This window comes from Streptomyces sp. LHD-70, assembly GCF_031157275.1.
Taxonomy (GTDB): domain Bacteria; phylum Actinomycetota; class Actinomycetes; order Streptomycetales; family Streptomycetaceae; genus Streptomyces.
This window is the reverse complement of sequence record NZ_JAVIFW010000024.1, coordinates 1-24,892: the sequence shown is the minus strand read 5'-3', so window position 1 is coordinate 24,892 and position 24,892 is coordinate 1. Positions and strand designations below refer to the sequence as shown.

Genomic DNA, 24,892 nt, shown 5'->3' with positions numbered 1-24,892 from the left:
CAGGGCGAAGGGGGCAGGATGAGCAGGCTGGCGGCACTGAGTGCCGTCAATAGGCCCAATGGTCGACCCCGAGTGCACTCTCCAGGGCCAAATGGGGGATGGTAGAGACAGTCAGGGCACCTCGAAGAAGAGGCACTACGTCGGTGAGGGATGACGTGAGCGACAACTCTGTAGTACTGCGGTACGGCGATGGCGAGTACACCTACCCGGTGATCGACAGCACCGTCGGCGACAAGGGCTTCGACATCGGGAAGCTCCGCGCCCAGACCGGTCTGGTGACCCTGGACAGTGGGTACGGCAATACCGCCGCCTATAAATCCGGTGTCACCTATCTGGACGGCGAGCAGGGCATCCTGCGGTACCGCGGCTACCCGATCGAGCAGCTGGCGGAGCGCTCCACCTTCACCGAGGTGGCCTACCTGCTGATCAACGGCGAGCTCCCCACCGTCGACGAGCTCTCCTCTTTCAAGAACGAAATCACGCAGCACACCCTGCTGCACGAGGACGTCAAGCGGTTCTACGACGGCTTCCCGCGGGACGCGCACCCGATGGCGATGCTGTCCTCGGTGGTCTCCGCGCTGTCCACGTTCTACCAGGACAGCCACAACCCGTTCGACGAGAAGCAGCGTCACCTGTCGACGATCCGCCTTCTCGCCAAGCTTCCGACGATCGCGGCGTACGCGTACAAGAAGTCGGTCGGCCACCCGGTGGTCTACCCGCGCAACGACCTCGGTTACGTCGAGAACTTCCTGCGTATGACGTTCTCGGTGCCGGCCGCCGAGTACGACCTGGACCCGGTCGTCGTCTCCGCGCTCGACAAGCTGCTGATCCTGCACGCGGACCACGAGCAGAACTGCTCGACGTCCACCGTGCGCCTGGTCGGCTCGTCGCAGGCGAACATGTTCGCTTCGATCTCCGCCGGTATCTCCGCGCTCTGGGGCCCGCTGCACGGCGGTGCCAACCAGTCCGTCCTGGAGATGCTGGAGCAGATCCAGGCCGACGGCGGCGATGTCGATGCCTTCATCAACAAGGTGAAGAACAAGGAGGACGGCGTCCGCCTGATGGGCTTCGGCCACCGGGTGTACAAGTCCTTCGACCCGCGCGCGAAGATCATCAAGGCCGCCGCGCACGACGTCCTGTCCGCTCTCGGCAAGTCCGACGAGCTGCTCGACATCGCGCTCAAGCTGGAGGAGCACGCGCTCTCCGACGACTACTTCGTCTCGCGCAACCTCTACCCGAACGTGGACTTCTACACGGGCCTCATCTACCGCGCGATGGGCTTCCCGACCGAGATGTTCACCGTGCTCTTCGCCCTCGGCCGGCTGCCGGGCTGGATCGCCCAGTGGCACGAGATGATCAAGGAGCCGGGTTCCCGCATCGGCCGCCCGCGCCAGATCTACACGGGCGTCGTCGAGCGCGACTTCGTCCCGGTCGAGTCCCGCTGACCCGGAGCCTCACCGACTCCTCGCCGCGAAGCTCGGCACCCGGAGACGCCGCGAAGCTCGGCACCCGGAGACGCCGCGAAGCTCGGCACCCGGACACAGAGAAGCGCCCCGCGACCGGTCCCCCCACGGGCCGGCCTACGGGGCGCTTCCCTTTGTCCCCGGTTCGGATTCCCCCCACGGGATCCGACCGGGCGTCCAAGAGTGCTGCGCCGAGCACACGTCGCGGTCCGCCGGGACGCGTACGTACGGGAGGGCCGCTCAAAGCTCCCCGGTGCACGTCGCCCCGGCCAACGCTCTCCCCGGCGCCCTGGAGCGCGGGGATACCTCTGCTGGAGACGTCCCCCAAGACATCCCCAAACGGACAGGAACGCCCCCCAAGACGTTCCAGCCATCGCACTCTTAGACCTGCGAGACCCCCAAATGGTTACGTGCGAATCTCTGTGATCTACGTCTCCCGCATATGTCCAGCTACATACACAAGGGCCCCGATTGGATGATCGGGGCCCCAGAGTAAGGGGATTGTGGGGGGTACGTGAAGGTCTTCTCCGGGCCTTCTCGCACCCCGAGACGACTGGGCCTTTCGCTGAGACGGGCCCGGTACGGAGTCGGGCTCAGCGGAAGGACTTGAGCCGCAGGCTGTTCGTCACCACGAAGACCGATGAGAACGCCATCGCGGCGCCCGCGATCATCGGGTTGAGCAGCCCGGCCGCGGCGAGCGGCAGCGCGGCGACGTTGTAGCCGAAGGCCCAGAAGAGGTTGCCCTTGATCGTGCCGAGGGTGCGGCGGGAGAGCCGGATCGCGTCGGCGGCCACCCGCAGGTCTCCGCGTACGAGGGTCACGTCGCCCGCCTCGATCGCCGCGTCCGTGCCCGTGCCCATGGCCAGGCCCAGGTCGGCGGTGGCGAGGGCGGCCGCGTCGTTGACGCCGTCGCCGACCATGGCGACCGTGCGGCCGGCCGCCTGGAGCTCGCGGACGGCGGCCACCTTGTCCTGCGGCAGCACCTCCGCGCGCACCTCGTCGATGCCGACCTCTGCCGCCACCGTTTCCGCCACGGCCCGGTTGTCGCCGGTGAGCAGCACCGGGGTCAGTCCGAGGGCGCGGAGCTCGCGCACCGCCTCGGCGCTGGTCTCCTTGACCGCGTCGGCGACGGTCAGGGCACCGCGTGCCACTCCGTCCCAGGCGACGACCACGGCGGTACGGCCACGGGCCTGCGCGTCGGCGAGGGCGGCGGACAGCTCGGCGGGCAGTTCGATCCCGGACTCGGTGAGCAGCCGGGCACGGCCGACCAGGAGGGTGTGGCCCTCGACGGAGCCGCGCACGCCGAGCCCCGGGACGTTGACGAACGCCTCCGGCGCGGGCAGCGGCGCATCGCCCACGGCCTGCGCGCCCTGCGCGATCGCCTGGGCGACCGGGTGCTCGGAGGCGTGCTCGAGGGCGCCCGCGTACCGCAGCAGCTCCTTCTCGTCGGTGCCCTCGGCCGCGTACACGTCGTGGAGTTCCATGCGGCCGGTGGTGACGGTTCCGGTCTTGTCGAGGACGACCGTGTCGACGCGGCGGGTGGACTCCAGGACCTCGGGGCCCTTGATGAGGATGCCGAGCTGCGCGCCCCGGCCCGTACCGACGAGCAGGGCCGTGGGGGTGGCCAGGCCGAGCGCGCACGGGCAGGCGATGATCAGCACGGCGACGGCGGCGGTGAAAGCGGCGGCCGCGTCGCCCGTCATGCCCAGCCAGGCGCCGAGCGTGGCGGCGGCGATCAGCAGGACCACGGGCACGAACACGGCGGCGATCCGGTCGGCGAGGCGCTGCACGGCGGCCTTGCCGCTCTGGGCGTCCTCCACGAGTCGTGCCATCCGGCCGAGTTGGGTGTCGGCGCCGACCCGGCTCGCCTCGACGACGAGGCGGCCCGAGGTGTTCACGGTGGCGCCGGTCACCGCGTCGCCCACGGTGACGTCGGCCGGCACGGACTCGCCGGTGAGCAGGGACGCGTCCACGGCGGAGGAACCCTCGACGACGGTGCCGTCGGTGGCGACCTTCTCCCCGGGCCGTACGACGAAACGGTCGCCGACGCGCAACTGGCCGGCGGGGACGCGTACTTCACGGCCGCCGCGCAGGACGGTCGCGTCCTTGGCGCCCAGTTCGAGCAGGGACCGCAGCGCGGCGCCCGCCTTCCGCTTGGCGCGGGCCTCCAGGTAGCGGCCGAGCAGGATGAACGTGACGACTCCGGCGGCGACTTCGAGATAGAGCGCGCCGGAGCCGTCCGTACGGGCCACGGTCAGGTCGAAGCCGTGCCGCATGCCCGGCATTCCGGCCGTGCCGAAGAACAGCGCCCACAGCGACCAGCCGAAGGCGGCGAGGGTGCCGACCGAGACCAGGGTGTCCATCGTGGCCGCGCCGTGCCGGGCGTTGGTCCAGGCGGCGCGGTGGAAGGGCAGCCCGCCCCAGACCACGACGGGCGCGGCGAGGGTCAGCGAGAGCCACTGCCAGTTGTCGAACTGCAGGGCCGGGACCATCGCCATGAGGACGACGGGCAGGGCGAGCACGGCGCTGACGAGCAGCCGCCGACGCAGCGCCCCGGTCTCGCCGTCCTCCGCCTCGGCGGGTACGGCTTCGGAGTCCGCCAGGGGTTCCGGTTCCGGTTCCGGCGGGGTGATCTCCTCGGCGGTGTAGCCGAGCTTCTCGACCGTGGCGATCAGGGCGCTCACCTCGACGCCGTCCGGGTACGCCACCTTCGCCTTCTCGGTGGCGAGGTTCACGGAGGCAAGCACTCCGTCCAGGCGGTTGAGCTTGCGCTCGATCCGGGACGAGCACGAGGCGCAGGTCATCCCGCCGATGGCGAGCTCGACCTCGGAGCTCTGGGCGGCGGTGTCGGGGTGCTCGGTCGCCGTGTCAGTCATGGCAGGTCACGGGGTTCTTTTCGTCGGCCGGTACGGAGGGGGTGCGGGGCCCGGTGTTCGTCCCGGCCCCGCGGGGTCAGGCGCGACCGGTCAGCTCGTACCCGGCCTCGTCCACCGCGGCCCGCACCGCGGCCTCGTCGAGCTCCGCCTCGGAGACGACGGTGACCTGGCCGGTGGCGGCGACGGCCTTGACGGAGGTCACGCCCGGCAGCTCGGAGATCTCGGCGGAGACGGCGCCCTCGCAGTGGCCGCAGGTCATCCCGGCGACCTGGTAGGTGGCGGTCACGGCGCCCTGCGGGGCTGCGGCCGCGCCGTCCCCGTGGCAGGAGCCGGAGGGGGAGCAGCAGGAGCCGGTCGTCTGGGTCTCGGTCTGGGCGCTCATGTCGTTCTCCTCGTCGAGGGCGTCTGTTCGGATCCGCGGCCGGTGGCGCGTAGCGTCGAGATGGCGCTGCCCAGGTCACGGCGCAGGAGGGTCGGCTGCCTGCACAGCCCCTCCTGACACTCCCGACTGTATACCCCTAGGGGGTACTTCTCCAAGCCGTGGATACATGAAGGCCCCCACGCGGTCGTCGCGCGGGGGCCTGAAGGAACGGTTGGAGGCCTGAAGGGACGGTTGGAAGGCCTGGCGGAACGGGTGGAGGTCTGACGAAGAGGGGTGGGCCGCCCGGGGTCACTCTCTGCGCCCTCGGTTGCTCGGCCTGCTGGCCACCCAGGCGCGAATGGTGTCCGCGTACCAGTAGGGCTTTCCGCCCTCCACGTGGTCGGGCGACGGCAGCAGTCCGTGCTTCCGGTAGGAGCGCACCGTGTCCGGCTGGACGCGGATGTGTGCGGCGATGTCCTTGTACGACCAGAGCTTGCGGTCGGTCATCAGTGGTACCTCCCTGTCCGCGCGCAGTGGCGGCCCGGGGGAGCCGTCGGGGGAGCTGGGCGCGAACCGGCATGCCATCAGCCTGTGCCCGGCGGGCGACGCTGAGTGACCGTCAGGGAGGGCCTGTTGAACGGGTGTGACGGGAAACCCGCGCTCCTGAGACATGTGTGACAGAAAGGGGACTTTGGTTACGTGAGTGATGCATTGGGCGGGCGGGGCGTCCGTGCGTAGAGGCCGCGGATGTGGTCAAGGCGCGCGCCCCCGGCGCGTGGAGGTGCGCGGTTGCGCTCCGCGCGCCCCGGCCGTGCGCGCGCGGCGCCGAACGGGGTCGCGGCCCGCACGGGTGCGCGGAACCGGGTACGGATGTACGTGATCAGGCGCCGCAGCCGCGCAGGTACTGGCGGGTGCGGCGGGCGATCGGCAGCGGCTGCTCGGGAGGGCACGGGTACATGTCCTGCTCGACGATGGCGAACAGCTCGACGCCGAGCTGCTGAGCGGCGTCCAGTACGGGTTCGAGCGCGGGCAGCCCGGAAGGCGGCTCGCACATCACCCCCCGCGCCACGGCGGGCCCGAAGGGCAGTTCCTCGGCGCGGACGGCCGCGAGGATCTCCGGGTCGACCTGCTTGAGGTGCAGGTAGCCGATGCGTTCCCCGTACGTCTCGATCAGCTTGAGGTTGTCGCCGCCGCAGTACGCGTAGTGCCCGGTGTCGAGGCACAGGGAGACCAGGTCGGGGTCGGTGGCGTCGAGGAACCGGGCGACGTTCTCCTCGGTGTCGACATGGGTGTCGGCGTGCGGGTGCACGACGATCCGCAGGCCGTACCGCTCGCGGAGCTCGCGCCCGAGGCGTTCGGTGCCGTCGGCCAGGTGCCGCCACTGCTCGGCGGACAGCTCGCGGTTCTCCAGGACCTCGCCGGTCTTGTCGTCGCGCCAGAAGGAGGGGATGACGACCACGTGCCCGGCGCCCATGGCGCGGGTCAGCTCGGCCACACGGGCGACGTGCTCCCAGGTCTCGTCCCAGACGGCGGGGCCGTGGTGCAGGCCGGTGAAGACGGTGCCGGCGGAGACGCGCAGGCCGCGCCGCTCGGTCTCGGCGCGCAGGAGCTCGGGGTCGGTGGGCAGATAGCCGTACGGGCCCAGCTCGATCCAGTCGTAGCCGGACTCGGAGACCTCGTCGAGGAAGCGCTGCCAGGGGACCTGGCGGGGGTCGTCGGGGAACCAGACGCCCCAGGAGTCGGGGGCCGAGCCGATGCGGATACGCGACATTCGCGGCAAGGTCATGTCCGTCAGCCTCAAGGCGTCCCGAGAGCGCTGTCAAGGCATGGTCCGAATGTAAGGACAAAGTGTTGACAGGGGTGGGGGCCAGGGCTAGACCTGGGGGCAGCGTCGACGGAAGGGGCATCGAGGGTGACCGGTCCGAGCGAAGCGAGCCAGCCGGATCAGCCGAGCCAGCCGGATCAGCAGGATCTGCCGAACCAGCCGGATCAGCAGGATCTGCCGTACGACCTGATCACCATGGGCCGGATCGGCGTCGATCTCTATCCGCTGCAGACCGGGGTGCCCCTGTCCGACGTCGGGACGTTCGGGAAGTTCCTCGGCGGCTCGCCGTCCAACGTCGCGGTGGCCGCGGCCCGGCTCGGGCGGCGTACGGCTGTCGTCACCCGCACCGGCCAGGACCCCTTCGGTACGTATCTGCGCCGGGAACTGCGGGAGTTGGGCGTCGACGACCGGTGGGCGACACCCGTGCCGGAGCTGCCGACGCCCGTCACGTTCTGCGAGATCTTCCCGCCCGACGACTTCCCGCTGTACTTCTACCGGAAGCCCAAGGCGCCCGATCTCGCCCTGCGCGCCGAGGAGTTGGACCTCGACGCGATCCGCCGGGCGCGGATCTTCTGGATGACCGGGACCGGCCTGTGTGAGGAGCCGAGCCGCACGGCGACGCTCACCGCCCTCGCCCACCGCGCCAAGGCCGCCACCACCGTCTTCGACCTCGACTGGCGCCCCATGTTCTGGGCGGAGGGCCCCGAGGCGGCCCGCCCGTACTACGCGGAGGCGCTCGCCCACGCCACCGTCGCCGTCGGCAACCTCGACGAGTGCGAGGTCGCCACCGGCCTGCGCGAACCCGAGGCAGCCGCCCGCGCCCTGCTCGCCGCCGGGGTCGACCTCGCCGTCGTCAAACAGGGCCCGAAGGGCGTGCTCGCCCTGGACCGGTCGGGCGCGTGCGTCGAGGTGCCGCCCGTTCCCGTCGAGGTCGTCAACGGCCTGGGCGCGGGGGACGCGTTCGGCGGCGCGCTCTGCCACGGGCTGCTCGCGGGCTGGCCGCCCGAGCGCACGATGCGGTACGCGAACGCCGCGGGCGCGATCGTCGCCGGCCGCCTCGCCTGCTCGCCCGCGATGCCGTACGCGCACGAGGTCGAGGCCGTCCTCGAAGGGGGCGCGCGATGACCGTGGGGCGAGCGGCCGACGGCACCGCGGAGGAAGGGGGCGCGCGATGACCACCGGGCGGCGGCCCGTCGACCCCGCCGGGCTCGCCCGCACCCGTGCCCGGCACCCCGAGGCCGTGGCGGAGGCCGCCGCGCGCCGGACGCGCAGGCCGCTGCTCGCCGAGTCCGGGCGGCTGCTCATCGTCGCCGCCGACCACCCGGCGCGCGGCGCGCTCGCGGTCGGGGAGCGGCGCTTCGCCATGGCCAACCGGACCGACCTCCTCGAACGGCTCTGCCTCGCCCTGTCCCGGCCCGGCGTCGACGGAGTGCTCGCCAGCGCCGACGTCCTGGACGACCTGCTGCTGCTCGGCGCGCTCGACGGCAAGGTCGTCATGGGCTCCATGAACCGCGGCGGACTCGCCGGTTCCGCCTTCGAGCTGGACGACCGCTTCACCGGCTGCACCCCCGAGGACCTGCGCCGCCGCCGCTTCGACGCGGGCAAGCTGCTGCTCCGTATCGACCGCGACGACCCCGCCTCGCTCACCACCCTGGACGCCGCCGCGCGCGCCGTGTCCGCGATGGCGGAGCTGCGCCTTCCGGTGTTCGTCGAGCCGTTCCTGTCCCACCGGGTCGACGGGCGGCTCTGCAACGACCTGTCCACGGAGGCGGTCACCACGGCCATCGCCGTCGCGTCAGGACTCGCGGGCAGCTCCGCGTACACCTGGCTGAAGGTCCCCGTCACCGACGAGCCGTACGGCACCGCCCGCGCCCTGGAGGCCTCCACGCTGCCGGCCGTCCTGCTCGGCGGCGACGTGCACGGGCAGCGCCCGCAGGAGACGTACGAGCGCTGGCGCAAGGCCCTCGAACTGCCGACCGTGCAAGGGCTCGTCGTGGGACGGTCGTTGCTCTACCCGGCGGACGACGACGTGGCGGCGGCTGTCGACACCGCGGCCGCGCTGCTTCAGTGAGGCCGCACCGCAGAGCCAGACCGAGAGGGAGACGTGATGCACCTACCGGCGGGCAGCACCGCGAACGGCCCGTACGCCCTGGACATCGACCCGAAACGGGCCGGATGGACGTACGCCGCGCTGCGGATCCTGGAGCTCGGGCCGGACGGCTCGCACTCCTTTCACACCGGGGACAGCGAATGGATCGTGCTTCCGCTGAGCGGTGGCTGTACGGTGCGCACGGACGGTGAGGAGTTCCAACTCACCGGCAGGGACAGCGTGTTCGGCGCGGCGAGCGACTTCTGCTATCTGCCGCGCGACGCCCACGCCCAGATCGCCTCCGGCGCGGGAGGCCGCTTCGCCCTGGCAGGAGCGAAGTGCGAGCGTCGACTCCCCGCCCGCCACGGCCTCGCGCCGGAGGTTCCCGTGGAGCGGCGCGGCAGCGGGCAGTGCGCGCGCCAGGTGCGGAACTTCGCCGCGGCTGCCCCCGCCGGAGGCGATGATCGACAGGGTTTCGAGTGCGACCGGCTGATCGCCGTCGAGGTGCTCACGCCCGGCGGCAACTGGTCCTCGTACCCGCCGCACAAGCACGACGAGCACCGGCCCGGCGTCGAGTCCGAGCTGGAGGAGATCTACTACTTCGAGGTCGACGGTCCGCACGGCCTCGGCTACCAGCGCGTCTCCCCGTCCCGCCCCGGCGGCACCGACCTGCTCGCCGAAGTCCGGGGCGGCGACGCGGTGTTGGTGCCGGACGGCTGGCACGGGCCGTCCATCGCCCAGCCGGGCCACGACATGTACTACCTGAACGTGATGGCGGGACCGGGCGCCGACAGGGAATGGAACATCTGCTTCCACCCCGACCACCAGGAGGGCTACCGATGAGCGCCCCGAACCGAACAGACACCGTCCGTCTCACCGCGGCCCAGGCCCTCGTCCGCTTCCTCGCCGCCCAGCACACCGAACGCGACGGCGTACGGCAGCGGCTCATCGGCGCCACCTGGGGGATCTTCGGGCACGGCAACGTCGCCGGGATCGGCCAGGCACTCGTCGAGTACGACACCCTCATGCCGTTCCACCAGGGCCGCAACGAGCAGGCCATGGTGCACGCCGCCGTCGGCTACGCCCGGCAGTCGCGGCGCCTGTCCACGCACGCGGTCACCACGTCCATCGGCCCCGGCGCCACCAACCTCACCACCGGCGCCGCGCTCGCCACCATCAACCGCCTCCCCGTCCTGCTGCTCCCCGGCGACACCTTCGCGACCCGGCCCGCGGACCCGGTCCTGCAGCAGCTCGAAGTGCCGTACGCGGGCGACGTGTCCGTGAACGACTGCCTGCGCCCCGTCTCCCGCTGGTTCGACCGGGTCACCCGCCCCGAGGCCCTGATCCCGGCCGCGCTCGCGGCCATGCGGGTCCTCACCGACCCGGCGGACACGGGCGCGGTCACGCTTGCGCTGCCGCAGGACGTGCAGGTGGAGGCGTACGACTGGCCGGTCCGGTTCTTCGAGGAGCGGGTCTGGACCGTGCGCCGCCCGAACCCCGATCCCCGTGAACTGGCCGATGCCGTACGGGAGTTGCGCGCCGCCCGCAGGCCGCTGATCGTCGCCGGGGGCGGGGTCCGGCACAGCGGGGCGGAGCACGCGCTGCGCGCCCTCGCCGACGCCACCGGCATCCCCGTCGCCTCGACCCAGGCGGGCAAGGGTGCGCTGCCCCACGACCACCCGGCGGACGTGGGCGGCATCGGGCACACCGGGACGGCCACGGCCGACGCCCTGGCCCGCGGCGCCGACCTGGTGCTCGGCGTCGGCACCCGGTGGTCGGACTTCACCACCGCCTCCGCGACCCTCTTCGAGAACCCCGACGTCCGGTTCCTGAACCTGAACATCGCGCCCTTCGACGGGCACAAGCTGGCCGGGCAGACCCTGATCGCCGATGCGCGCGCCGCCCTCGAAGCACTCACGGAAAGCCTCCAGGCACACCGGGTGGACGCCGCGTACCAGGCCGAGTACACCCGCGCCAAGTCCGCCTGGGAGGACCAGGTCTCCGCCGCCTACGCCACCCCCGACCCCGCGGCGCGCCCCACCCAGGCCCAGGTCCTCGGCGTCCTGGACGAGCTGGCCGACGGCGACGACGTCCTCATCAACGCCGCCGGATCCCTCCCCGGCGACCTGCACAAACTGTGGCGGGCCCGGTCCCCGCACCAGTACCACGTCGAGTACGGCTACTCCTGCATGGGCTACGAGATCCCGGCCGCGCTCGGCGTGCAGCTGGCCGACCCGGGCCTGCGGGTGTGGGCGCTCGTCGGCGACGGCACGTATCTGATGATGCCCACCGAGATCGTCACGGCCGTGCAGGAGCACCTGCCCGTCAAGGTGGTGATCCTGCAGAACCACGGGTACGCGTCCATCGGCGGGCTCTCGCAGTCCGTGGGCGCCGAGCGCTTCGGCACCGCCTACCGGTTCCGGGCGCCCGACGGCTCGTACACCGGGGCGCCGCTGCCCGTGGACCTCGGGGCGAACGCGGCCTCGCTCGGGATGCGGGTGCTGCGCCCGAAAACGGTGCGTGACCTGCGCGAAGCGCTGGCAGAGGCGTGCGCGTCCGACGTACCCACATGTGTCTATGTGGAGACGGAAACGGCCGACACTGTGTCGGGCGTGCCGCCCGCGCAGGCGTGGTGGGATGTTCCTGTGGCCGAGACCGCGAGCCGCCCGGCGGCGGTCCAGGCACGTGAGGAGTACGACCGGCAGGCGCGGTCACGCCGCCGTCACCTGTAGGCGCGCACGCCCGCGCCGCCGCCATCCGTGAGGAACCGCAAGGGAGCTGTACGCCATGACGAAGACCGTTCACCACTGGATCGGCGGCAAGACCGTTCAGGGCACGTCGGGTAACTCCGGCCCGGTCACCGATCCGGCGACCGGCGAGGTGACCACCCGCGTCGACTTCGCCTCCGTCGCCGAGGTGGACGCCGCGGTCGCCGCGGCCAAGGCCGCCTACGCGGACTGGGGCCAGTCCTCGCTCGCGCAGCGCACCACGGTCCTGTTCAAGTTCCGCGCGCTCCTCGACGCCAACCGGGACGCCATCGCCGAGCTGATCACCGCCGAGCACGGCAAGGTGCACTCGGACGCGCTCGGCGAGGTCGCGCGCGGCCTGGAGATCGTGGACCTGGCCTGCGGGATCACCGTGCAGCTGAAGGGCGAGCTGTCGACCTCGGTCGCCACCCGGGTCGACGTCTCCTCGATCCGGCAGCCGCTCGGTGTGGTCGCGGGCATCACGCCGTTCAACTTCCCGGCGATGGTGCCGATGTGGATGTTCCCGCTCGCCATCGCGTGCGGCAACACCTTCATCCTGAAGCCCAGCGAGAAGGACCCGTCGGCCGCCCTGAAGATCGCCGAGCTGCTCGCGGAGGCCGGGCTTCCGGAGGGTGTCTTCAACGTCGTGCACGGAGACAAGGTCGCCGTCGACCGCCTCCTGGAGCACCCGGACGTCGCCGCCGTCTCCTTCGTCGGCTCGACCCCGATCGCCAAGTACATCCACACCACCGCCTCCGCCAACGGCAAGCGCGTGCAGGCGCTCGGCGGCGCCAAGAACCACATGCTGGTCCTGCCCGACGCCGACCTGGACGCGGCCGCCGACGCCGCCGTCTCCGCCGCGTACGGTTCGGCCGGTGAGCGCTGCATGGCGATCTCCGCGGTCGTCGCGGTCGGCGACATCGCCGACGAGCTCGTCGCCAAGATCCGCGAGCGCGCCGAGAAGATCAAGATCGGCCCCGGCAACGACCCGACGTCCGAGATGGGCCCGCTGATCACCGCCGCCCACCGCGACAAGGTCGCCGGTTACGTGCAGGGCGCCAAGGAGCAGGGCTGCGAGGTCGTCCTCGACGGCACCGGCCACTCGGTCGAGGGCTTCGAGAACGGCCACTGGATCGGCCTGTCCCTGCTCGACCGCGTCCCGGTCACCGCCGACGCGTACAAGGACGAGATCTTCGGCCCGGTCCTGTGCGTCCTGCGCACCGAGACGTACGAGGAGGGCCTGGCCCTCATCAACAACTCGCCGTTCGGCAACGGCACCGCGATCTTCACCCGGGACGGCGGCGCCGCCCGCCGCTTCCAGCTGGAGGTCGAGGCCGGCATGGTCGGCGTGAACGTGCCGATCCCGGTGCCCGTCGGCTACCACTCCTTCGGTGGCTGGAAGGACTCGCTCTTCGGCGACCACCACATCTACGGCAACGACGGCACGCACTTCTACACCCGCGGCAAGGTCGTCACCACCCGCTGGCCCGACCCGGCGGACGCCCCGTCCGGCGTCGACCTGGGCTTCCCGCGCAACCACTGAGCACCCGGCGATGAGCCCCCGGCCACAGCAGGTGGTCGGGGGCTTCTGTCATGGGTGCGTCAGTGCGCGGCCCGGGCGCAGCCGCACGCCGTGGTGGTCGAGTCGGTGGCCCGGCCGCTGCGGACCTTGGCCAGCTCCAGCCGGCGGCGGACCAGCGAGGCGGCGGCGATCACGATCCACGCCGTCTCCAGGAGGATGATCCCGGTCTGCTTGCCGAGCGCCAGCGAACCGGCGAGCATCACCGAGGACTCGGTGAGCAGCAGGACCGGGTAGACGCTCTTGCGCGGGTGGATGGTGCCGGTGGAGAGCAGCGCGAAGGTCGTGATCATCATCAGCGCCGCGGCGATCTGGACGTACTCGAAGAACAGCATGGTGCGGGAAGCTGCCTTTCAGGGTGAGCAAGCTTCCCGCCTGCAATGGGGCCGTACCCAGGGATCGCTCCCGGAGCGCGGCGCTCTTGTTCGGTGTCTCCAGTAAGCCCGAGCGGCCTGCGGGGAGGCAAGGGACTTTCGTCCTTATTTTGAACGCCGTTCAAAATCCCACACCAGTACGGCGCACCCGCCCGCGCCCGCCGCCCCCGTCGCGCGGTACGTCGCCAGGGCCCCGGCGTTGTCGAGGTCCACGCCGACCCACATGTCGTAGCAGCCCATCTCCTCGCAGAGGGCGGTCAGTGCGGCGATGAGGGAGCGGGCGATCCCGCGGCGCCGGTACGGCTCGGCCACGGCCAGCTCGTACAGGCACATCTCGACGCCCTTGTCCGGGTGCAGCATCTCGATGCCCGTGATGAAGCCGACCGGCCGGCCATCGGCGTACGCGACGAACATGTGGTGGCCCGCGGCGGACAGGAAGCGCTCGGCCCACTCGGGACGCGCCGGGGAGTCGAACAGCGGCCCGGCGGCAGTGAGTTGGCCGACGGTGGTGGCGCGGCGGATGTCGTGCGGCGTCGGCATGCCGGATTCCTACCACGGCTGCGGTACGCGGGAGCCGCCGCGTACGACCGGGGGAGGTGACGAGGTTCCCCCTGCCGGGTGCCCCGGCTGTCAGATCTCGCCCGTACGGTGGAACGCATGCAACGAGACACGTCAGGGCCGAGGCGGCTCCGGGCCCGGCTGCGCGGACGGCGGCTGCTCGCAGTGGTGGCCGCCGTCGCCGTGCTCGCCGGGGCCGGCGCCGCCACGGCCGTCGCCGCAGGGGACGACGGACCGGCAGTGCACCGCGAGGACCGGGCGCTGCCCATGGGCGGCGGAGTGCGCGTCGACACGTCGTACTTCACGGCGGGGGACGCGGACACGAAACGGCCCGCCGTGCTGATCGGGCACGGCTTCGGCGGCAGCAAGAACGACGTCAGGGCGCAGGCCGAGAAACTCGCCGCCGAGGGCTATGCGGTCCTGACCTGGTCCGCGCGCGGCTTCGGCGCCTCCGGCGGGCACATCGGCCTCAACGACCCGAAGGCCGAGGTCGCCGACGCCTCCCGGCTGATCGACTGGCTGGCGAAGCGCCCCGAGGTCCAGCTGCAGGGCGAGGGCGACCCGCTGGTCGGTATGACCGGAGCCTCGTACGGCGGCGCGGTCTCCCTGCTCACGGCCGGGCACGACCAGCGCGTGGACGCCATCGCCCCCGCGATCACGTACTGGAACCTGGCCGACGCCCTGTTCCCGAACGGCGTGTTCAAGAAGCTGTGGGCCGGGATGTTCCTGTCCACCGGCGGCGGCTGCGACCGCTTCGAGCCGCAGCTGTGCGCCATGTACAACCGCGTCGCCGAGACCGGAAAGCCGGACGAGAAGGCCCGCGAGCTCCTCGAGGCCCGCAGCCCGGCCGCCGTCGGCGACAAGATCGACGTACCGGCCCTGATCATGCAGGGCCAGACCGACTCGCTGTTCCCGCTCTCCCACGCCGACGCCATGGCCAGAACCATCGGCGACAACGGCGCGCCCGTCTCCGTCGACTGGATCGCGGGCGGACACGACGGCGGCGACATGGAGGCGAGCCGCCTGGAGTCCCGCGTCACCGCCTGGTTCGACCGGTACCTCAAGGACGACAAGTCCGCCGACACCGGCAGCCCGTTCCGGGTCACCCGCTCCGGCGGCGTCGACTCCACCGACGGCCGCACGCAGGTGCGCGGCGCCACCGACGCCGAGTACCCGGGCCTCGACCACGGCCGGCGGGACATCGCCCTGCGCGGCGGCACCAAGCGGTTCGAGAACCCGGCCGGGGCCAGCCCGCCCGCGATCTCCAACGTCCCCGGCCTCACCGGCAACTTCACCCAGCTGTCCTCGCTCGGCCTCGGCGGCCTCTCCACCGACTTCCCCGGCCAGCACGCCGCCTTCGAGTCGGCCCCGCAGAAGCAGGACCTGCACATCACCGGCTCACCCACGGTCGACCTGCACATCACGTCGAACCGCCAGGACGCGGTCCTCTTCGGCAAGGTCTACGACGTCGGTCCGGACGGACGGCAGCGCGTCCTGCCCTCCCAGCTCGTCGCGCCGATCCGGGTCGAGGACGCCAAGGGCGGCAAGGACGTGGAGCTCACGCTGCCCGCCATCGACCACGAGATCCGGGCCGGCCACCGGCTGCGCCTCGTCCTCTCCTCCACCGACCTCGGGTACGCCTCACCGGCCGCCCCCGCCACCTACACAGTGACGCCGAAGAGCGACCTGCACGTGCCCGTGGTGCCCGAGCTCACCACCGCGGCCACTCCGCTGCCCGCCTGGGTCTGGTGGCTGCCCCTGGGCGCCCTCGCCGTCGCGGCCGGGCTGCTGCTCACCGCCCGCCGCCGCACGACCCCACCGGCTCCGGACCCGACGCTCGCCGAAGTCCCGCTGCAGATCACGGACTTGAGCAAGAAGTACGGCAAGTCGGACAGCTATTCCGTACGCGACCTCTCCTTCCGCGTCGAGAAGGGCCAGGTCCTCGGGCTGCTCGGGCCCAACGGCGCCGGGAAGACCACCACCCTGCGGATGCTGATGGGCCTGATCGCCCCGGACGGCGGCGAGATCCGGCTCTTCGGGCACGCCGTGCGGCCCGGAGCGCCCGTGCTCTCCCGGGTCGGCGCGTTCGTCGAGGGCGCGGGCTTCCTGCCGCACCTCTCGGGCCGCGAGAACCTCACGCTGTACTGGGCGGCGACGGGCCGCCCGGCCGAGGACGCGCACATCGACGAGGCCCTGGAGATCGCCGGGCTCGGCGACGCCCTCGCCCGCGCGGTGCGCACGTACTCGCAGGGCATGCGGCAGCGCCTCGCCATCGCCCAGGCCATGCTCGGCCTGCCGGACCTGCTGATCCTCGACGAACCGACCAACGGCCTCGACCCGCCGCAGATCCGCGAGATGCGCGAGGTGATGATCCGGTACGCGGCGCAGGGCCGCACCGTCATCGTCTCCAGCCATCTCCTCGCCGAGGTCGAGCAGTCCTGCACGCACCTCGTCGTCATGGACCGCGGCCGGCTCGTCCAGGCCGGTCCCGTCGCCGAGATCGTCGGCTCCGGGCAGACGCTTCTGGTCGGCACGGAGCAGGAGCTGGAGCCGGTCCTGGTCGAGAAGATCGACGCTCTGGAGGGCGTGCAGTCGGCCGTCGCCGCGGAGAGTGGCGTCCTGGTCCGGCTCGACGGCGCCACGGTCGCCGAGCTCCTCGCCGAACTCGTCCGGCTCGACGTCCCGGTCACGAGCGTCGGACCGCACCGAAGGCTGGAGGACGCCTTCCTGACCCTGATCGGAGGACCGGCATGAGCGGGACGACGACCGTCACCGGCGGCAAGGGCAAGAGTGCCGCCGCCGTGGACGCCGCACCCGGCTACCGCGCCGGGCGGACCCTGCCCCTGCGGGTGGAGCTGCGCCGCCAGCTCGGCCGCCGCCGCACCCTGGTCATGGGCGCGGTCCTCGCGGTGCTGCCGCTGATCCTGGTCGCCGCCTTCGCCATCGGCGGCACCCCGGAGGCCAGCGCGCGGCGCGGGGCGACGCTCATGCAGGTCGCCACCGAGTCCGGCGCGAACTTCGCCGCGACCTGCCTGTTCGTCTCCGCCGGGTTCCTGCTCGTGGTGCCCGTCGCGCTGTTCTGCGGGGACACGGTCGCCTCCGAGGCCGGCTGGTCCTCGCTGCGCTATCTGCTCGCCGCGCCCGTGCCGCGCGCCCGGCTGCTGTGGAGCAAGCTCGCCGTCGCGCTCGGCCTGAGCGCCGCCGCGATGCTCCTGATGCCGCTGGTCGCCCTCGCGGTCGGCACGGTGGCGTACGGCTGGGGGCCACTGGAGCTGCCCACCGGCGGCGGGCTCGCCGCGGGCGACTCGGCGCTGCGGCTCCTGGTGGTCGTGGCGTACATCTTCGCGTCCCAACTGGTCACCGCGGGGCTCGCGTTCTGGCTCTCCACGAAGACCGACGCACCGCTCGGCGCGGTCGGCGGCGCCGTCGGCCTGACCATCGTCGGCAACGTCCTGGACGCGGTCACCGCCCTCGGCGACTGGCGGGACGTACTGCCCGCGCACTGGCAGTTCGCCTGGATCGACGCACTCCAGCCCACCCCGGAGTGGGGCGGCATGATCCAGGGCACTGCGGTCTCGGTGACGTACGCGGTGATCCTGATCGCGCTCGCGTTCCGCGGCTTCGCGCGCAAGGACATTGTGAGCTGAGCCCACGGACGGGTGGCCCGGGGTCGGGCCACCCGTCCGGCGCACGGTTGAGGAGCGGGGGTTCGGGGGCGCCGGCCCCCGAAGCTACGCCCGAAGCTACGCCCGCAGCTACGCCCGCAGCTACGCCCGCAGCTACGCCCGCAGCTACGCCCGAAGCTACGCCCGAAGCTACGCCCGCAGCTGCGCCGCCTGCCGTACCGCCGTGGCCAGACGCTGTACGTCGACGTCCGCCGGATCATCCGACCCGCCCGCCAACCGGTCCGCGTGCTCGGACAGTTCGGACAGCGACATCCGCCCGGGCAGCGGCGTGAACCGGTCCTCGCCCGAGGTCGCGCTCTCGGGGCCGTCCGCGAGAGCAGGCTCGGGGCATGACGCCGTCGGGTCGTCGTAAGGGCACCCGGACGGCTCAGGCCGATACGAAGCCGCCCGCAGCGCGTCCGCGAAGTACGCCGCGACCGCGCTCACCTGGAAGCCCCGGTCCGCCCCGTCCCACAGCGGCCGCCCGAGCTGCTCGGCGCTGATCTTCTGGGAACGCTCGTGCGGCGTACGGGACTTGGGGTCCTGCCAGCGCACACGTGCCGTCGCCACATGCCCGTCGCCGGAACCCGCGCCCTCCTTCAGCCGTACGGCATAGAGCGCCGTCACCGAGTGGCCGGGGCCGACCTCGCCGCCGTCGACCCGGTCGTCCCGGAAGTCCTCGTCGGCGACCTGCCGGTTGTCGTAGCCGATCAGCCGGAACTTGTCGACGGTCTTCGGGTCGAACGCGACCTGCGCCTTGGCGTCCCGGGCGCGCAGCTCGATGTGCGCGGGCAGGTCGTCGCAGAACACCTTGCGGGCCTCGGCGGGATCCGAGACGTACGTGGTGTGACCGTCGCCCTTGTCCGCGAGCTGCTCCATCAGCGCGTCGCCGTAGTCGCTGCCGACGCCGACGCCGAAGAGCGTGATGCCGTGCTCGCGGCGGGCCTCGGAGATCCGCTCCAGGATGGTGTCGGCGCTGGTCGCGCCGGTGTTGGCGAGCGCGTCGGAGAGCAGCACGACCCGGTTGGTGGCGCCCTTCGTCCGGCCCTCGACGGCGGTGTCGTAGCCGGTGCGGATGCCCGCCTCCAGGTTGGTGGAGTCGGTGGGCTCCAGGTCGTCGACCGCCGCGTGCACCCGGTCGCGGTCGGCGTCCTCGGCGAGGCGCGTCATCGGCAGTACGGTCTCGGCCTCGTCGCTGAACGTCACGATCGCCACGGAGTCGTCGGCGCGCAGCCGGTCCGTCATGATGCCGAGCGACTCCTTGACCAGGTCGAGCCGGCCGGGCTCGGCCATGGAGCCGGAGATGTCGATGACGAACGTGAGCGCCGCGGGCGGCCGCTTCGCCGCGTCCGCGGACTTGGTGGCGAGCCCGACCCGCAGCAGCGACCAGTCGTCGCCCGCGGCGCCCGGCGCCTGCGCGCCGTCGACGTTCACGGAGATGCCGCTGCCCTTCGGCTGCGGGTAGTCCTGCCGGAAGCTGTTGACGAACTCCTCGGGCCGCACGGTCGACGGGTCGGGCAGCCGCCCCTCGCCGAGCGTGCGCCGCGCATAGCCGTACGAGGCGGTGTCCACGTCCAGGGCGAACGTGGAGAGGTAGTCCGGCGGTGGCACGAACTCCCGCCCCTCGTCCGACTCCTGCTGTCCGTCGGGCCGTTCGGACGCGGCGGGCGCGGGCAGCGCCTCACCCGATCCGCCCGGCCGCTTGGCCGCGCCGGAGTCCGTCGTGGTGTTCGTGCCCCCGCCCGAGCACCCGGTGAGCAGCACACCCCCGAGGGCGAGCCCCACCACCCCCTTGCGTACCCAGCTGTCCCCACGAGCCATCGCCGGCCGCCCCCTTCAGTCGTCCAGTTCTTGTGACTGTGACGCGGAAGAGGGCGTATCGGACCGGCCCGGGCGATTGCGGAAGGATCACGGTTATGTCTTCGGATGGTCCGCGCGGAGAGGCGTAAGGGGCCCTGCGTCTACCGGATGTGGCGACCGGTGATCGCCCGCGCGATCACAAGACGCTGGATCTCGCTCGTCCCCTCGAAGATGGTGTAGATCTTCGCGTCCCGGTACATCCGCTCCACCGGATGCTCCCTGCTGTATCCGGCCCCGCCGAGCACCTGGACCGCCTTCTCACTGGCCGCGACCGCGAGTTCGCCCGCACGGAGCTTGGACATGGAGCCCTGGCCCGCGTCGAAGGTCCTGCCGTTGCGGGCCATCCACGAGGCCTGCCAGATGAGCAGCCGTACGGCCTCGATCTCGGTGCGCAGGTCGGCGAGGGCGAAGGCGATGGACTGGTTCTCGACGATGGGCCGCCCGAACGCCTCGCGCTCCCCGGCGTAGTCGAGGGCGTACTCGTACGCGGCGCGCGCGATGCCGAGCGCCTGCGCGCCGACCGTGGGGCGGCTCACCTCGAACGTGGCCATCGCGGCCTGTGACTTGGCCCCGGAGGAGCCTTCCCGTACGCGGGCGAGCCGGGCGTCGAGCTTCTCCTTGCCGCCGAGCAGGCAGTGGCCGGGGACGCGGACGTCGTCAAGGAAGACATCGGCCGTGTGCGAGGCGCGCAGGCCCAACTTCCGTATCTTCTTGGCACCTTCGAGCCCCGGCGTGCCGGGCGGCACGATGAACGCGGCCTGGCCGCGGGCCCCGAGCTCCGGGTCGACGGAGGCGACGACGACATGCACGTTCGCGATGCCGCCGTTGGTGATCCAGGCCTTCTGCCCGGACAGCACCCACTCGTTCCTGGCCTCGTCGTAGCGCGCCCGGGTCCGCATCGCCGACACGTCGGACCCGGCCTGCGGCTCGGAGACGCAGAACGCGGCGACCTTCGGGTCGTCCTCGTCGCCGAAGCACTGCGGCACCCACTCGGCCAACTGGTCCGGCGTACCGGACGAGAAGATCCCGGCGACCGCGAGCGAGGTGCCGAACAGCGCCATGCCGATGCCCGCGTCGCCCCAGAACAGTTCCTCGTTGGCGATCTGCAGGGAGATGCCGGTGGGGTCGCCGAAGAGGTCGGCGAGGGACTCGAACCCGTACAGCCCGATCTTGGCGGCCTCCTGGATGACGGGCCAGGGCGTCTCCTCGCGCTCGTCCCACTCGCTGGCTGCGGGCCGGACGACCTCGGCCGCGAAGCCGTGCACCCAGTCCTTCAGGTCCTGCTGTTCCTCGGTCAGTTCGAGGGAGAAGCCGGCCATACGGGCCTCACGCCTTCGGGATGTCGAAGTAGCGGGTGAGCCCGGCGGCGAGCGCGACATCGCCCGCGATCCTGAGCTTGCGGGTCATGAACATCGTGACCGGGTTGGAGTTGCCGGAGACCAGCTTGAGGAACTCCGCGTCGCCCATCACGAGCGTGACGCGCGGCTCGGCCTCCGAGCGGCCCTCGGTGACCGTGCAGGTGCCGTCCGCGATCCGGGTCTCGTAGAGCACCTCGCTGTCGCCGCCGCCCACCTTCCAGCGGATCAGCGCCTCCAGGCTGCCCGCCGTCTCCGGCTTGAACTGCCGGCCCATGCGGCCGAACACCTCGGCGAGCACCCGGGCGCGCAAGGGCTCGTCCTGCGCGATCTGGTTGATCTCCTTGGTGGACAGGCCCTTCACGATCCTCGCGAACTCCTCGGGCGATACGCCCGCGAAGTCCAACTCCGCCAGATTGTCCAGGTTATTCGGGTTATCGCTGCTCGCCATGGAAGTCTCCAGCCTCCTCGCTCGTCACTGATCGCATCCTTACTCGCGAGTAAGCTTACTCAGAAGTCAGATATGCGCCAGCCCCATTGATTTCTGCTTACGCATCGGTAAGTTGACGGACGCGTAAAGAACTTGCACCGCAGGGCACACCGCAACACGCACCGCAGCACGCACGCACCACAGCACGGCATGGAAGCGAACAGCACCGCACGCACGCCGACAACGGAGCCGACCATGGGCGTACGCAAGGATCTGAAACGGGCGAAGCAGCGCAGCGACCTCGCGGCTCGCGTCCATACGGAGCTGATCAGGCAGGACGGCGTCGTCCGCGAGGTGCGCACCGCCGCCTTCGACTCCGCCTCCGCCACCGGCACGACCGCCGACATCCCCTTCACCAACGCCGCCGAGGCGCCCGACGCGGTCGTCCTGCGCCGCAAGGAGGCCGGCACCTGGCGCCCCGTGACGGCGGCGGCCTTCGCCCGTGAAGTCACCGCCGCCGCAAAGGGGTTGATCGCCGCAGGCCTCGAACCGGGCGGCCGCGTCGCCCTGATGTCCCGTACGCGCTACGAGTGGGCCGTGCTCGACTTCGCGATCTGGGCGGCCGGCGGCCAGACCGTGCCGATCTACGCCACCTCGTCCGCCGAGCAGATCGCGTGGATCGTCGAGGACTCCGGGGCCCGCTTCGTGATCGCCGAGACCGAGGAGAACGCCCGTACGGTACGGGCCGCCTGTGCATCGATGGGGGATCAGCCCGGGTTGTGGGAGCTCGACTCCGGCGCGATCCTCGAACTCGCCCGCCTCGGAAAGGACATCGGCGACGCGGAGGCGGACAAGCGGCGGGCCGCGCTCACCCCGGACACCATCGCGACCGTCTGCTACACCTCCGGCACCACAGGACGGCCCAAGGGCTGCGTCCTCACCCACGGCAATCTGCACGCCGAGGCCGCCAGCACCGTCGAGCTCCTGCACCCGATCTTCAAGGAGGTCACCGGACAGGTCGCCACGACGCTCCTGTTCCTGCCGCTCGCGCACATCCTGGGCCGGGTCATCCAGGTCGCCTGCATGCTCGCGCGGATCGAGGTCGGCCACTGCCCGAGCATCAAGCCCGATGAACTCCGCCCCGAACTGCGCTCGTTCAAACCCACCTTCGTCGTCGGCGTCCCGTACCTCTTCGAGAAGATCCACGACACCGGCCGCGCCACCGCCGAGAAGATCGGCCGCGGCTCCTCCTTCGAGCGCGCCGACCGGATCGCCGTCCGCTTCGGCGAGGCCTACCTCGACAAGTTCCTCGACCGGGGCAAGGGCCCCTCACTCGGCCTCTACCTCGCCTGGGCGCTGTACGACCTGCTCGTCTACCGCCGCGTCCGCAAGGAGATCGGCGGCCGGCTGCGCTACGCCATCAGCGGCGGCTCGCCCCTCGACCGCCGCCTCAACCTCTTCTTCTACGCCGCCGGAATCATCGTGTACGAGGGCTACGGCCTGACCGAGACCACCGCCGCGGCCACGATCATCCCGCCGCTCAGCCCGCGCCCCGGAACCGTCGGCCTGCCCGTCCCCGGCACGTCGGTGCGCATCGCCGACGACGGGGAGGTGCTGATCAAGGGCCCCATCGTCTTCGGCTCGTACTGGAACAACCCCGACGCCACCGAACAGGTCCTGGACGGCGGCTGGTTCGCGACCGGGGACCTCGGGGAGCTCGACGACGACGGCTATCTGCGGATCACCGGCCGCAAGAAGGACATCCTCGTCACCAGCGGCGGCAAGAACGTCTCACCCGCCGTCCTGGAGGACCGCCTCCGCAGCCGCCCGCCCATCGGCCAGTGCATCGTCGTCGGCGACAACCGGCCCTTCGTCGGCGCCGTCATCACCCTCGAACCCGACGCAGTCGAGCACTGGCTCGCCGTCCGCAAGGCGCCCAGGGGCACCCCGATGTCCCAGGTGATCAAGGACCCGCGGATGCTCGCCGACGTCCAGAAGGCCGTGGACTACGCCAACGAGGCCGTCTCGCGGGCCGAGTCCATCCGTAAATTCGTCGTCGTGGAGGGCGAGTTCACCGAGGACAACGGGTTGCTCACGCCCTCGCTGAAGATCAAACGGCATGCGGTGGCGCGCGCGTACGAGCAGCAGATCGAGGCGCTGTATCAAGGCTGACGACACCGGCCGGGCAGCCGCGTACGACTACGGCGTCCTCGTCGTCGGCTCCGGATTCGGCGGGTCCGGGCCCGAGCGCGTGGCGTGCGTGGAGTGCGGCTCGTGCATGACGGGCTGCCGGGTCGGCGCGAAGAACACCCTCACGGAGAACTACCTGTACCTCGCCGAACGGGCGGGAGCGACCGTCCATCCGATGACCACGGTGGTCGCCGTACGCGAACAGGGCGAGGGCTTCGCCGTCACCACCCGCCCGACGGGCCGCCGCGTCCGGCGGGGACAGCGCACCCTCACCGCCCGCCATGTGGTCCTCGCCGCCGGCACCCACGGCACCAGACCCTGCTGTACACCCTGCGCGAACGCGGACTCCTGCCCCGCCTCTCCGCCACGCTCGGCCGCCTCACCCGCACCAACTCCGAAGTCCTGGTAGGGGCGTTGACGTTCCCGCGCCGCTACCGCAAGGCCCGCGGCACGAGCGCCGAGCCCGACTTCACGCGCGGCGTCGCCATCACCTCGTCCGTCCACCCCAACCCGACCACGCACATCGAGAACGTCCGCTACGGCAAGGGCTCCGACCTGATGGCGCCTGGGCGGCTGCCCGGTCGGCGGGTCCGCGGACACGGGGGTTCTCGACCCGTACCACCGGCTCTACGGCCATCCGGGGATCTCCGTCGTCGACGGCTCAAAGGGCGAAGAGGACCCGCGCCCGGCGCCTGGCGCCCCGTACGCGCGCGTGGCCCCGGTCGCGCCGCGCTCTCCCGTGGTTCCGGAGGGGGCGTACGGGGCGTTGCGGCTGCCGAACTCCGGTGCGCAGAGGGCTACTTGACGCCGGTCAGGCGGGCGTAGACGACGGTGTTGCCCTGGTAGGTGCCGGTGGACTGGGAGTACGCGCCACCGCAGGTGATCACCCGCAGCTCGGGCCGGTCCGACTCCCCGTACACCCGCGCGTCCGGGAACGCGTCGCCGGGCACCAGCTCCACCCGGTCGACGGTGAACACCGCGGTACGGCCGTCCTCCCGGTCCACCTCCACCGTGTTGCCGGCCCGCAGCGCGCCCAGGTCGTAGAAGACGGCGGGCCCGGTCGCCGAGTCGAGGTGGCCCGCGGTGACGGCCGTGCCCGCCGAACCCGGCGTCGTACCGTCCTGGAACCAGCCCGCCACCTGCGGCAGATTCCCCGGCGGCACATCGAGGGTGCCGTCCGGGAGGAGTCCGAGGGCGATGAGCGGCGCCTCCACATGGATCGCCGGGATCCTGATCTGCACCGGCCGGGACACCGGCAGCGCCTCGATCGTGCCCCTGGCGTCCGCGCTCGCCGTCGCGGAGGGCGGCCGGGGCGGCTGCGCCTGCGCCCGCACACCGTCTGCCATCAGCCAGGCACCGACCAGCACACCGAGCGTGGTGAGCCCCGCGAGCGGAGCCTTGATCCGGGGCAGGGGGCTGTACGAGGAGGCCACGGGCTCACATCCGTAACTGAGAGGTGGACGGCGGGCTGTGGGGGCGGTGAGGAGGGAGGGCGGAGAGGAGGGGGCGGAGGGCAGGGG

The 24,892-nt window shown here is 71.8% G+C and carries 19 protein-coding genes and 1 pseudogene; 10 read left to right on the top strand and 10 right to left on the bottom strand.

What is annotated here, in order from left to right; translation table 11 throughout:
* Positions 1-155: 155 nt before the first annotated feature.
* On the top strand, positions 156-1,445 hold the full coding sequence (locus RCO28_RS33345; protein ID WP_308945081.1) for a citrate synthase: 1,290 nt from the start codon (positions 156-158) through the stop codon (positions 1,443-1,445).
* Positions 1,446-2,056: 611 nt separating this feature from the next.
* On the opposite strand, the gene RCO28_RS33340 is transcribed toward RCO28_RS33345, so the two are convergent.
* The 4 genes from RCO28_RS33340 to RCO28_RS33325 all read right to left on the bottom strand — a co-directional run bounded on the left by RCO28_RS33340 (position 2,057) and on the right by RCO28_RS33325 (position 6,486).
* Positions 2,057-4,339 carry a heavy metal translocating P-type ATPase gene (locus RCO28_RS33340; protein ID WP_308945080.1) on the bottom strand — a complete coding sequence of 761 codons (2,283 nt, stop codon included), beginning with the start codon at positions 4,337-4,339 and terminating at the stop codon, positions 2,057-2,059.
* Positions 4,340-4,415: 76 nt separating this feature from the next.
* Complete coding sequence (locus RCO28_RS33335) at positions 4,416-4,721, bottom strand: heavy-metal-associated domain-containing protein (RefSeq protein ID WP_308945079.1); 306 nt, start codon at positions 4,719-4,721, stop codon at positions 4,416-4,418.
* 288 nt (positions 4,722-5,009) lie between these two features.
* Positions 5,010-5,207, bottom strand: a complete 198-nt coding sequence (locus RCO28_RS33330; protein WP_282534452.1) for an AlpA family transcriptional regulator — start codon at positions 5,205-5,207, stop codon at positions 5,010-5,012.
* A gap of 373 nt (positions 5,208-5,580) precedes the next feature.
* Positions 5,581-6,486, bottom strand: a complete 906-nt coding sequence (locus RCO28_RS33325; RefSeq protein WP_308945078.1) for a sugar phosphate isomerase/epimerase — start codon at positions 6,484-6,486, stop codon at positions 5,581-5,583.
* 234 nt (positions 6,487-6,720) lie between these two features.
* Here RCO28_RS33325 and iolC point away from each other — a divergent pair, with 234 nt between their 5' ends.
* Genes iolC through mmsA form a run of 5 tightly spaced genes read left to right on the top strand, consistent with a single transcriptional unit; the run spans position 6,721 to position 12,904 of the window.
* Positions 6,721-7,650, top strand: a complete 930-nt coding sequence (gene iolC, locus RCO28_RS33320; protein ID WP_374991297.1) for a 5-dehydro-2-deoxygluconokinase — start codon at positions 6,721-6,723, stop codon at positions 7,648-7,650.
* 46 nt (positions 7,651-7,696) lie between these two features.
* Positions 7,697-8,596 carry a deoxyribose-phosphate aldolase gene (locus RCO28_RS33315; protein WP_308945077.1) on the top strand — a complete coding sequence of 300 codons (900 nt, stop codon included), beginning with the start codon at positions 7,697-7,699 and terminating at the stop codon, positions 8,594-8,596.
* A gap of 36 nt (positions 8,597-8,632) precedes the next feature.
* Positions 8,633-9,457: a 5-deoxy-glucuronate isomerase gene (gene iolB, locus RCO28_RS33310; protein ID WP_308945076.1), complete on the top strand. Its 825-nt coding sequence runs from the start codon at positions 8,633-8,635 to the stop codon at positions 9,455-9,457.
* Complete coding sequence (gene iolD, locus RCO28_RS33305; RefSeq protein WP_308945075.1) at positions 9,454-11,346, top strand: 3D-(3,5/4)-trihydroxycyclohexane-1,2-dione acylhydrolase (decyclizing); 1,893 nt, start codon at positions 9,454-9,456, stop codon at positions 11,344-11,346. Before iolB ends, iolD begins: the two co-directional genes overlap by 4 nt.
* Before the next feature lie 55 nt (positions 11,347-11,401).
* Positions 11,402-12,904, top strand: a complete 1,503-nt coding sequence (gene mmsA, locus RCO28_RS33300; RefSeq protein WP_308945074.1) for a CoA-acylating methylmalonate-semialdehyde dehydrogenase — start codon at positions 11,402-11,404, stop codon at positions 12,902-12,904.
* 59 nt (positions 12,905-12,963) lie between these two features.
* Here the strand turns inward: mmsA and RCO28_RS33295 are convergent, their stop codons facing one another.
* Complete coding sequence (locus tag RCO28_RS33295) at positions 12,964-13,275, bottom strand: hypothetical protein (RefSeq protein WP_308945073.1); 312 nt, start codon at positions 13,273-13,275, stop codon at positions 12,964-12,966.
* Between the two features lie 144 nt (positions 13,276-13,419).
* Positions 13,420-13,854, bottom strand: a complete 435-nt coding sequence (locus tag RCO28_RS33290) for a GNAT family N-acetyltransferase (protein ID WP_308945072.1) — start codon at positions 13,852-13,854, stop codon at positions 13,420-13,422.
* Between the two features lie 117 nt (positions 13,855-13,971).
* On the opposite strand from RCO28_RS33290, the gene RCO28_RS33285 reads away from it, so the two are divergent.
* A complete protein-coding gene (locus RCO28_RS33285; protein ID WP_308945071.1) occupies positions 13,972-16,626 on the top strand; it encodes an alpha/beta fold hydrolase in 2,655 nt (884 codons plus the stop codon).
* Entirely contained in the window at positions 16,623-17,519 is an 897-nt protein-coding gene (locus tag RCO28_RS33280) for an ABC transporter permease (protein ID WP_308945070.1), read from the top strand. Before RCO28_RS33285 ends, RCO28_RS33280 begins: the two co-directional genes overlap by 4 nt.
* Positions 17,520-17,687: 168 nt before the next feature.
* Here the strand turns inward: RCO28_RS33280 and RCO28_RS33275 are convergent, their stop codons facing one another.
* The 3 genes from RCO28_RS33275 to RCO28_RS33265 all read right to left on the bottom strand — a co-directional run bounded on the left by RCO28_RS33275 (position 17,688) and on the right by RCO28_RS33265 (position 21,203).
* Positions 17,688-19,358 (bottom strand): von Willebrand factor type A domain-containing protein, encoded by a 1,671-nt coding sequence (locus RCO28_RS33275; RefSeq protein ID WP_308945069.1) that lies wholly within the window; start codon positions 19,356-19,358, stop codon positions 17,688-17,690.
* A gap of 140 nt (positions 19,359-19,498) precedes the next feature.
* Complete coding sequence (locus RCO28_RS33270; RefSeq protein WP_308945068.1) at positions 19,499-20,716, bottom strand: acyl-CoA dehydrogenase family protein; 1,218 nt, start codon at positions 20,714-20,716, stop codon at positions 19,499-19,501.
* A gap of 7 nt (positions 20,717-20,723) precedes the next feature.
* Complete coding sequence (locus tag RCO28_RS33265) at positions 20,724-21,203, bottom strand: SCP2 sterol-binding domain-containing protein (RefSeq protein WP_308945067.1); 480 nt, start codon at positions 21,201-21,203, stop codon at positions 20,724-20,726.
* Between the two features lie 234 nt (positions 21,204-21,437).
* On the opposite strand from RCO28_RS33265, the gene RCO28_RS33260 reads away from it, so the two are divergent.
* Together RCO28_RS33260 and RCO28_RS33255 are read left to right on the top strand one after the other, a co-directional pair.
* Positions 21,438-23,354, top strand: coding sequence for an AMP-dependent synthetase/ligase (locus RCO28_RS33260; RefSeq protein WP_308945066.1), 1,917 nt, complete (start codon positions 21,438-21,440; stop codon positions 23,352-23,354).
* A pseudogene (locus RCO28_RS33255) lies at positions 23,350-24,177 on the top strand (GMC oxidoreductase); the annotation flags it as partial. The gene RCO28_RS33260 and the pseudogene RCO28_RS33255, both read left to right, overlap by 5 nt.
* Here the strand turns inward: RCO28_RS33255 and RCO28_RS33250 are convergent.
* Complete coding sequence (locus RCO28_RS33250; RefSeq protein WP_374991294.1) at positions 24,170-24,805, bottom strand: class F sortase; 636 nt, start codon at positions 24,803-24,805, stop codon at positions 24,170-24,172. The pseudogene RCO28_RS33255 and the gene RCO28_RS33250 overlap by 8 nt on opposite strands.
* Between the last annotated feature and the right edge of the window lie 87 nt (positions 24,806-24,892).

Coding starts and splice junctions, on each gene's coding strand:
- RCO28_RS33340 (WP_308945080.1), bottom strand. CDS start 4,339: ATGACTGACACGGCGACCGAGCACCCCGACACCGCCGCCCAGAGCTCC.
- RCO28_RS33295 (WP_308945073.1), bottom strand. CDS start 13,275: ATGCTGTTCTTCGAGTACGTCCAGATCGCCGCGGCGCTGATGATGATC.
- iolD (WP_308945075.1), top strand. CDS start 9,454: ATGAGCGCCCCGAACCGAACAGACACCGTCCGTCTCACCGCGGCCCAG.
- RCO28_RS33285 (WP_308945071.1), top strand. CDS start 13,972: ATGCAACGAGACACGTCAGGGCCGAGGCGGCTCCGGGCCCGGCTGCGC.
- RCO28_RS33260 (WP_308945066.1), top strand. CDS start 21,438: ATGGGCGTACGCAAGGATCTGAAACGGGCGAAGCAGCGCAGCGACCTC.
- RCO28_RS33315 (WP_308945077.1), top strand. CDS start 7,697: ATGACCACCGGGCGGCGGCCCGTCGACCCCGCCGGGCTCGCCCGCACC.
- iolB (WP_308945076.1), top strand. CDS start 8,633: ATGCACCTACCGGCGGGCAGCACCGCGAACGGCCCGTACGCCCTGGAC.
- RCO28_RS33280 (WP_308945070.1), top strand. CDS start 16,623: ATGAGCGGGACGACGACCGTCACCGGCGGCAAGGGCAAGAGTGCCGCC.
- iolC (WP_374991297.1), top strand. CDS start 6,721: ATGGGCCGGATCGGCGTCGATCTCTATCCGCTGCAGACCGGGGTGCCC.
- RCO28_RS33330 (WP_282534452.1), bottom strand. CDS start 5,207: ATGACCGACCGCAAGCTCTGGTCGTACAAGGACATCGCCGCACACATC.
- RCO28_RS33290 (WP_308945072.1), bottom strand. CDS start 13,854: ATGCCGACGCCGCACGACATCCGCCGCGCCACCACCGTCGGCCAACTC.
- RCO28_RS33270 (WP_308945068.1), bottom strand. CDS start 20,716: ATGGCCGGCTTCTCCCTCGAACTGACCGAGGAACAGCAGGACCTGAAG.
- RCO28_RS33265 (WP_308945067.1), bottom strand. CDS start 21,203: ATGGCGAGCAGCGATAACCCGAATAACCTGGACAATCTGGCGGAGTTG.
- RCO28_RS33275 (WP_308945069.1), bottom strand. CDS start 19,358: ATGGCTCGTGGGGACAGCTGGGTACGCAAGGGGGTGGTGGGGCTCGCC.
- mmsA (WP_308945074.1), top strand. CDS start 11,402: ATGACGAAGACCGTTCACCACTGGATCGGCGGCAAGACCGTTCAGGGC.
- RCO28_RS33335 (WP_308945079.1), bottom strand. CDS start 4,721: ATGAGCGCCCAGACCGAGACCCAGACGACCGGCTCCTGCTGCTCCCCC.
- RCO28_RS33325 (WP_308945078.1), bottom strand. CDS start 6,486: ATGACCTTGCCGCGAATGTCGCGTATCCGCATCGGCTCGGCCCCCGAC.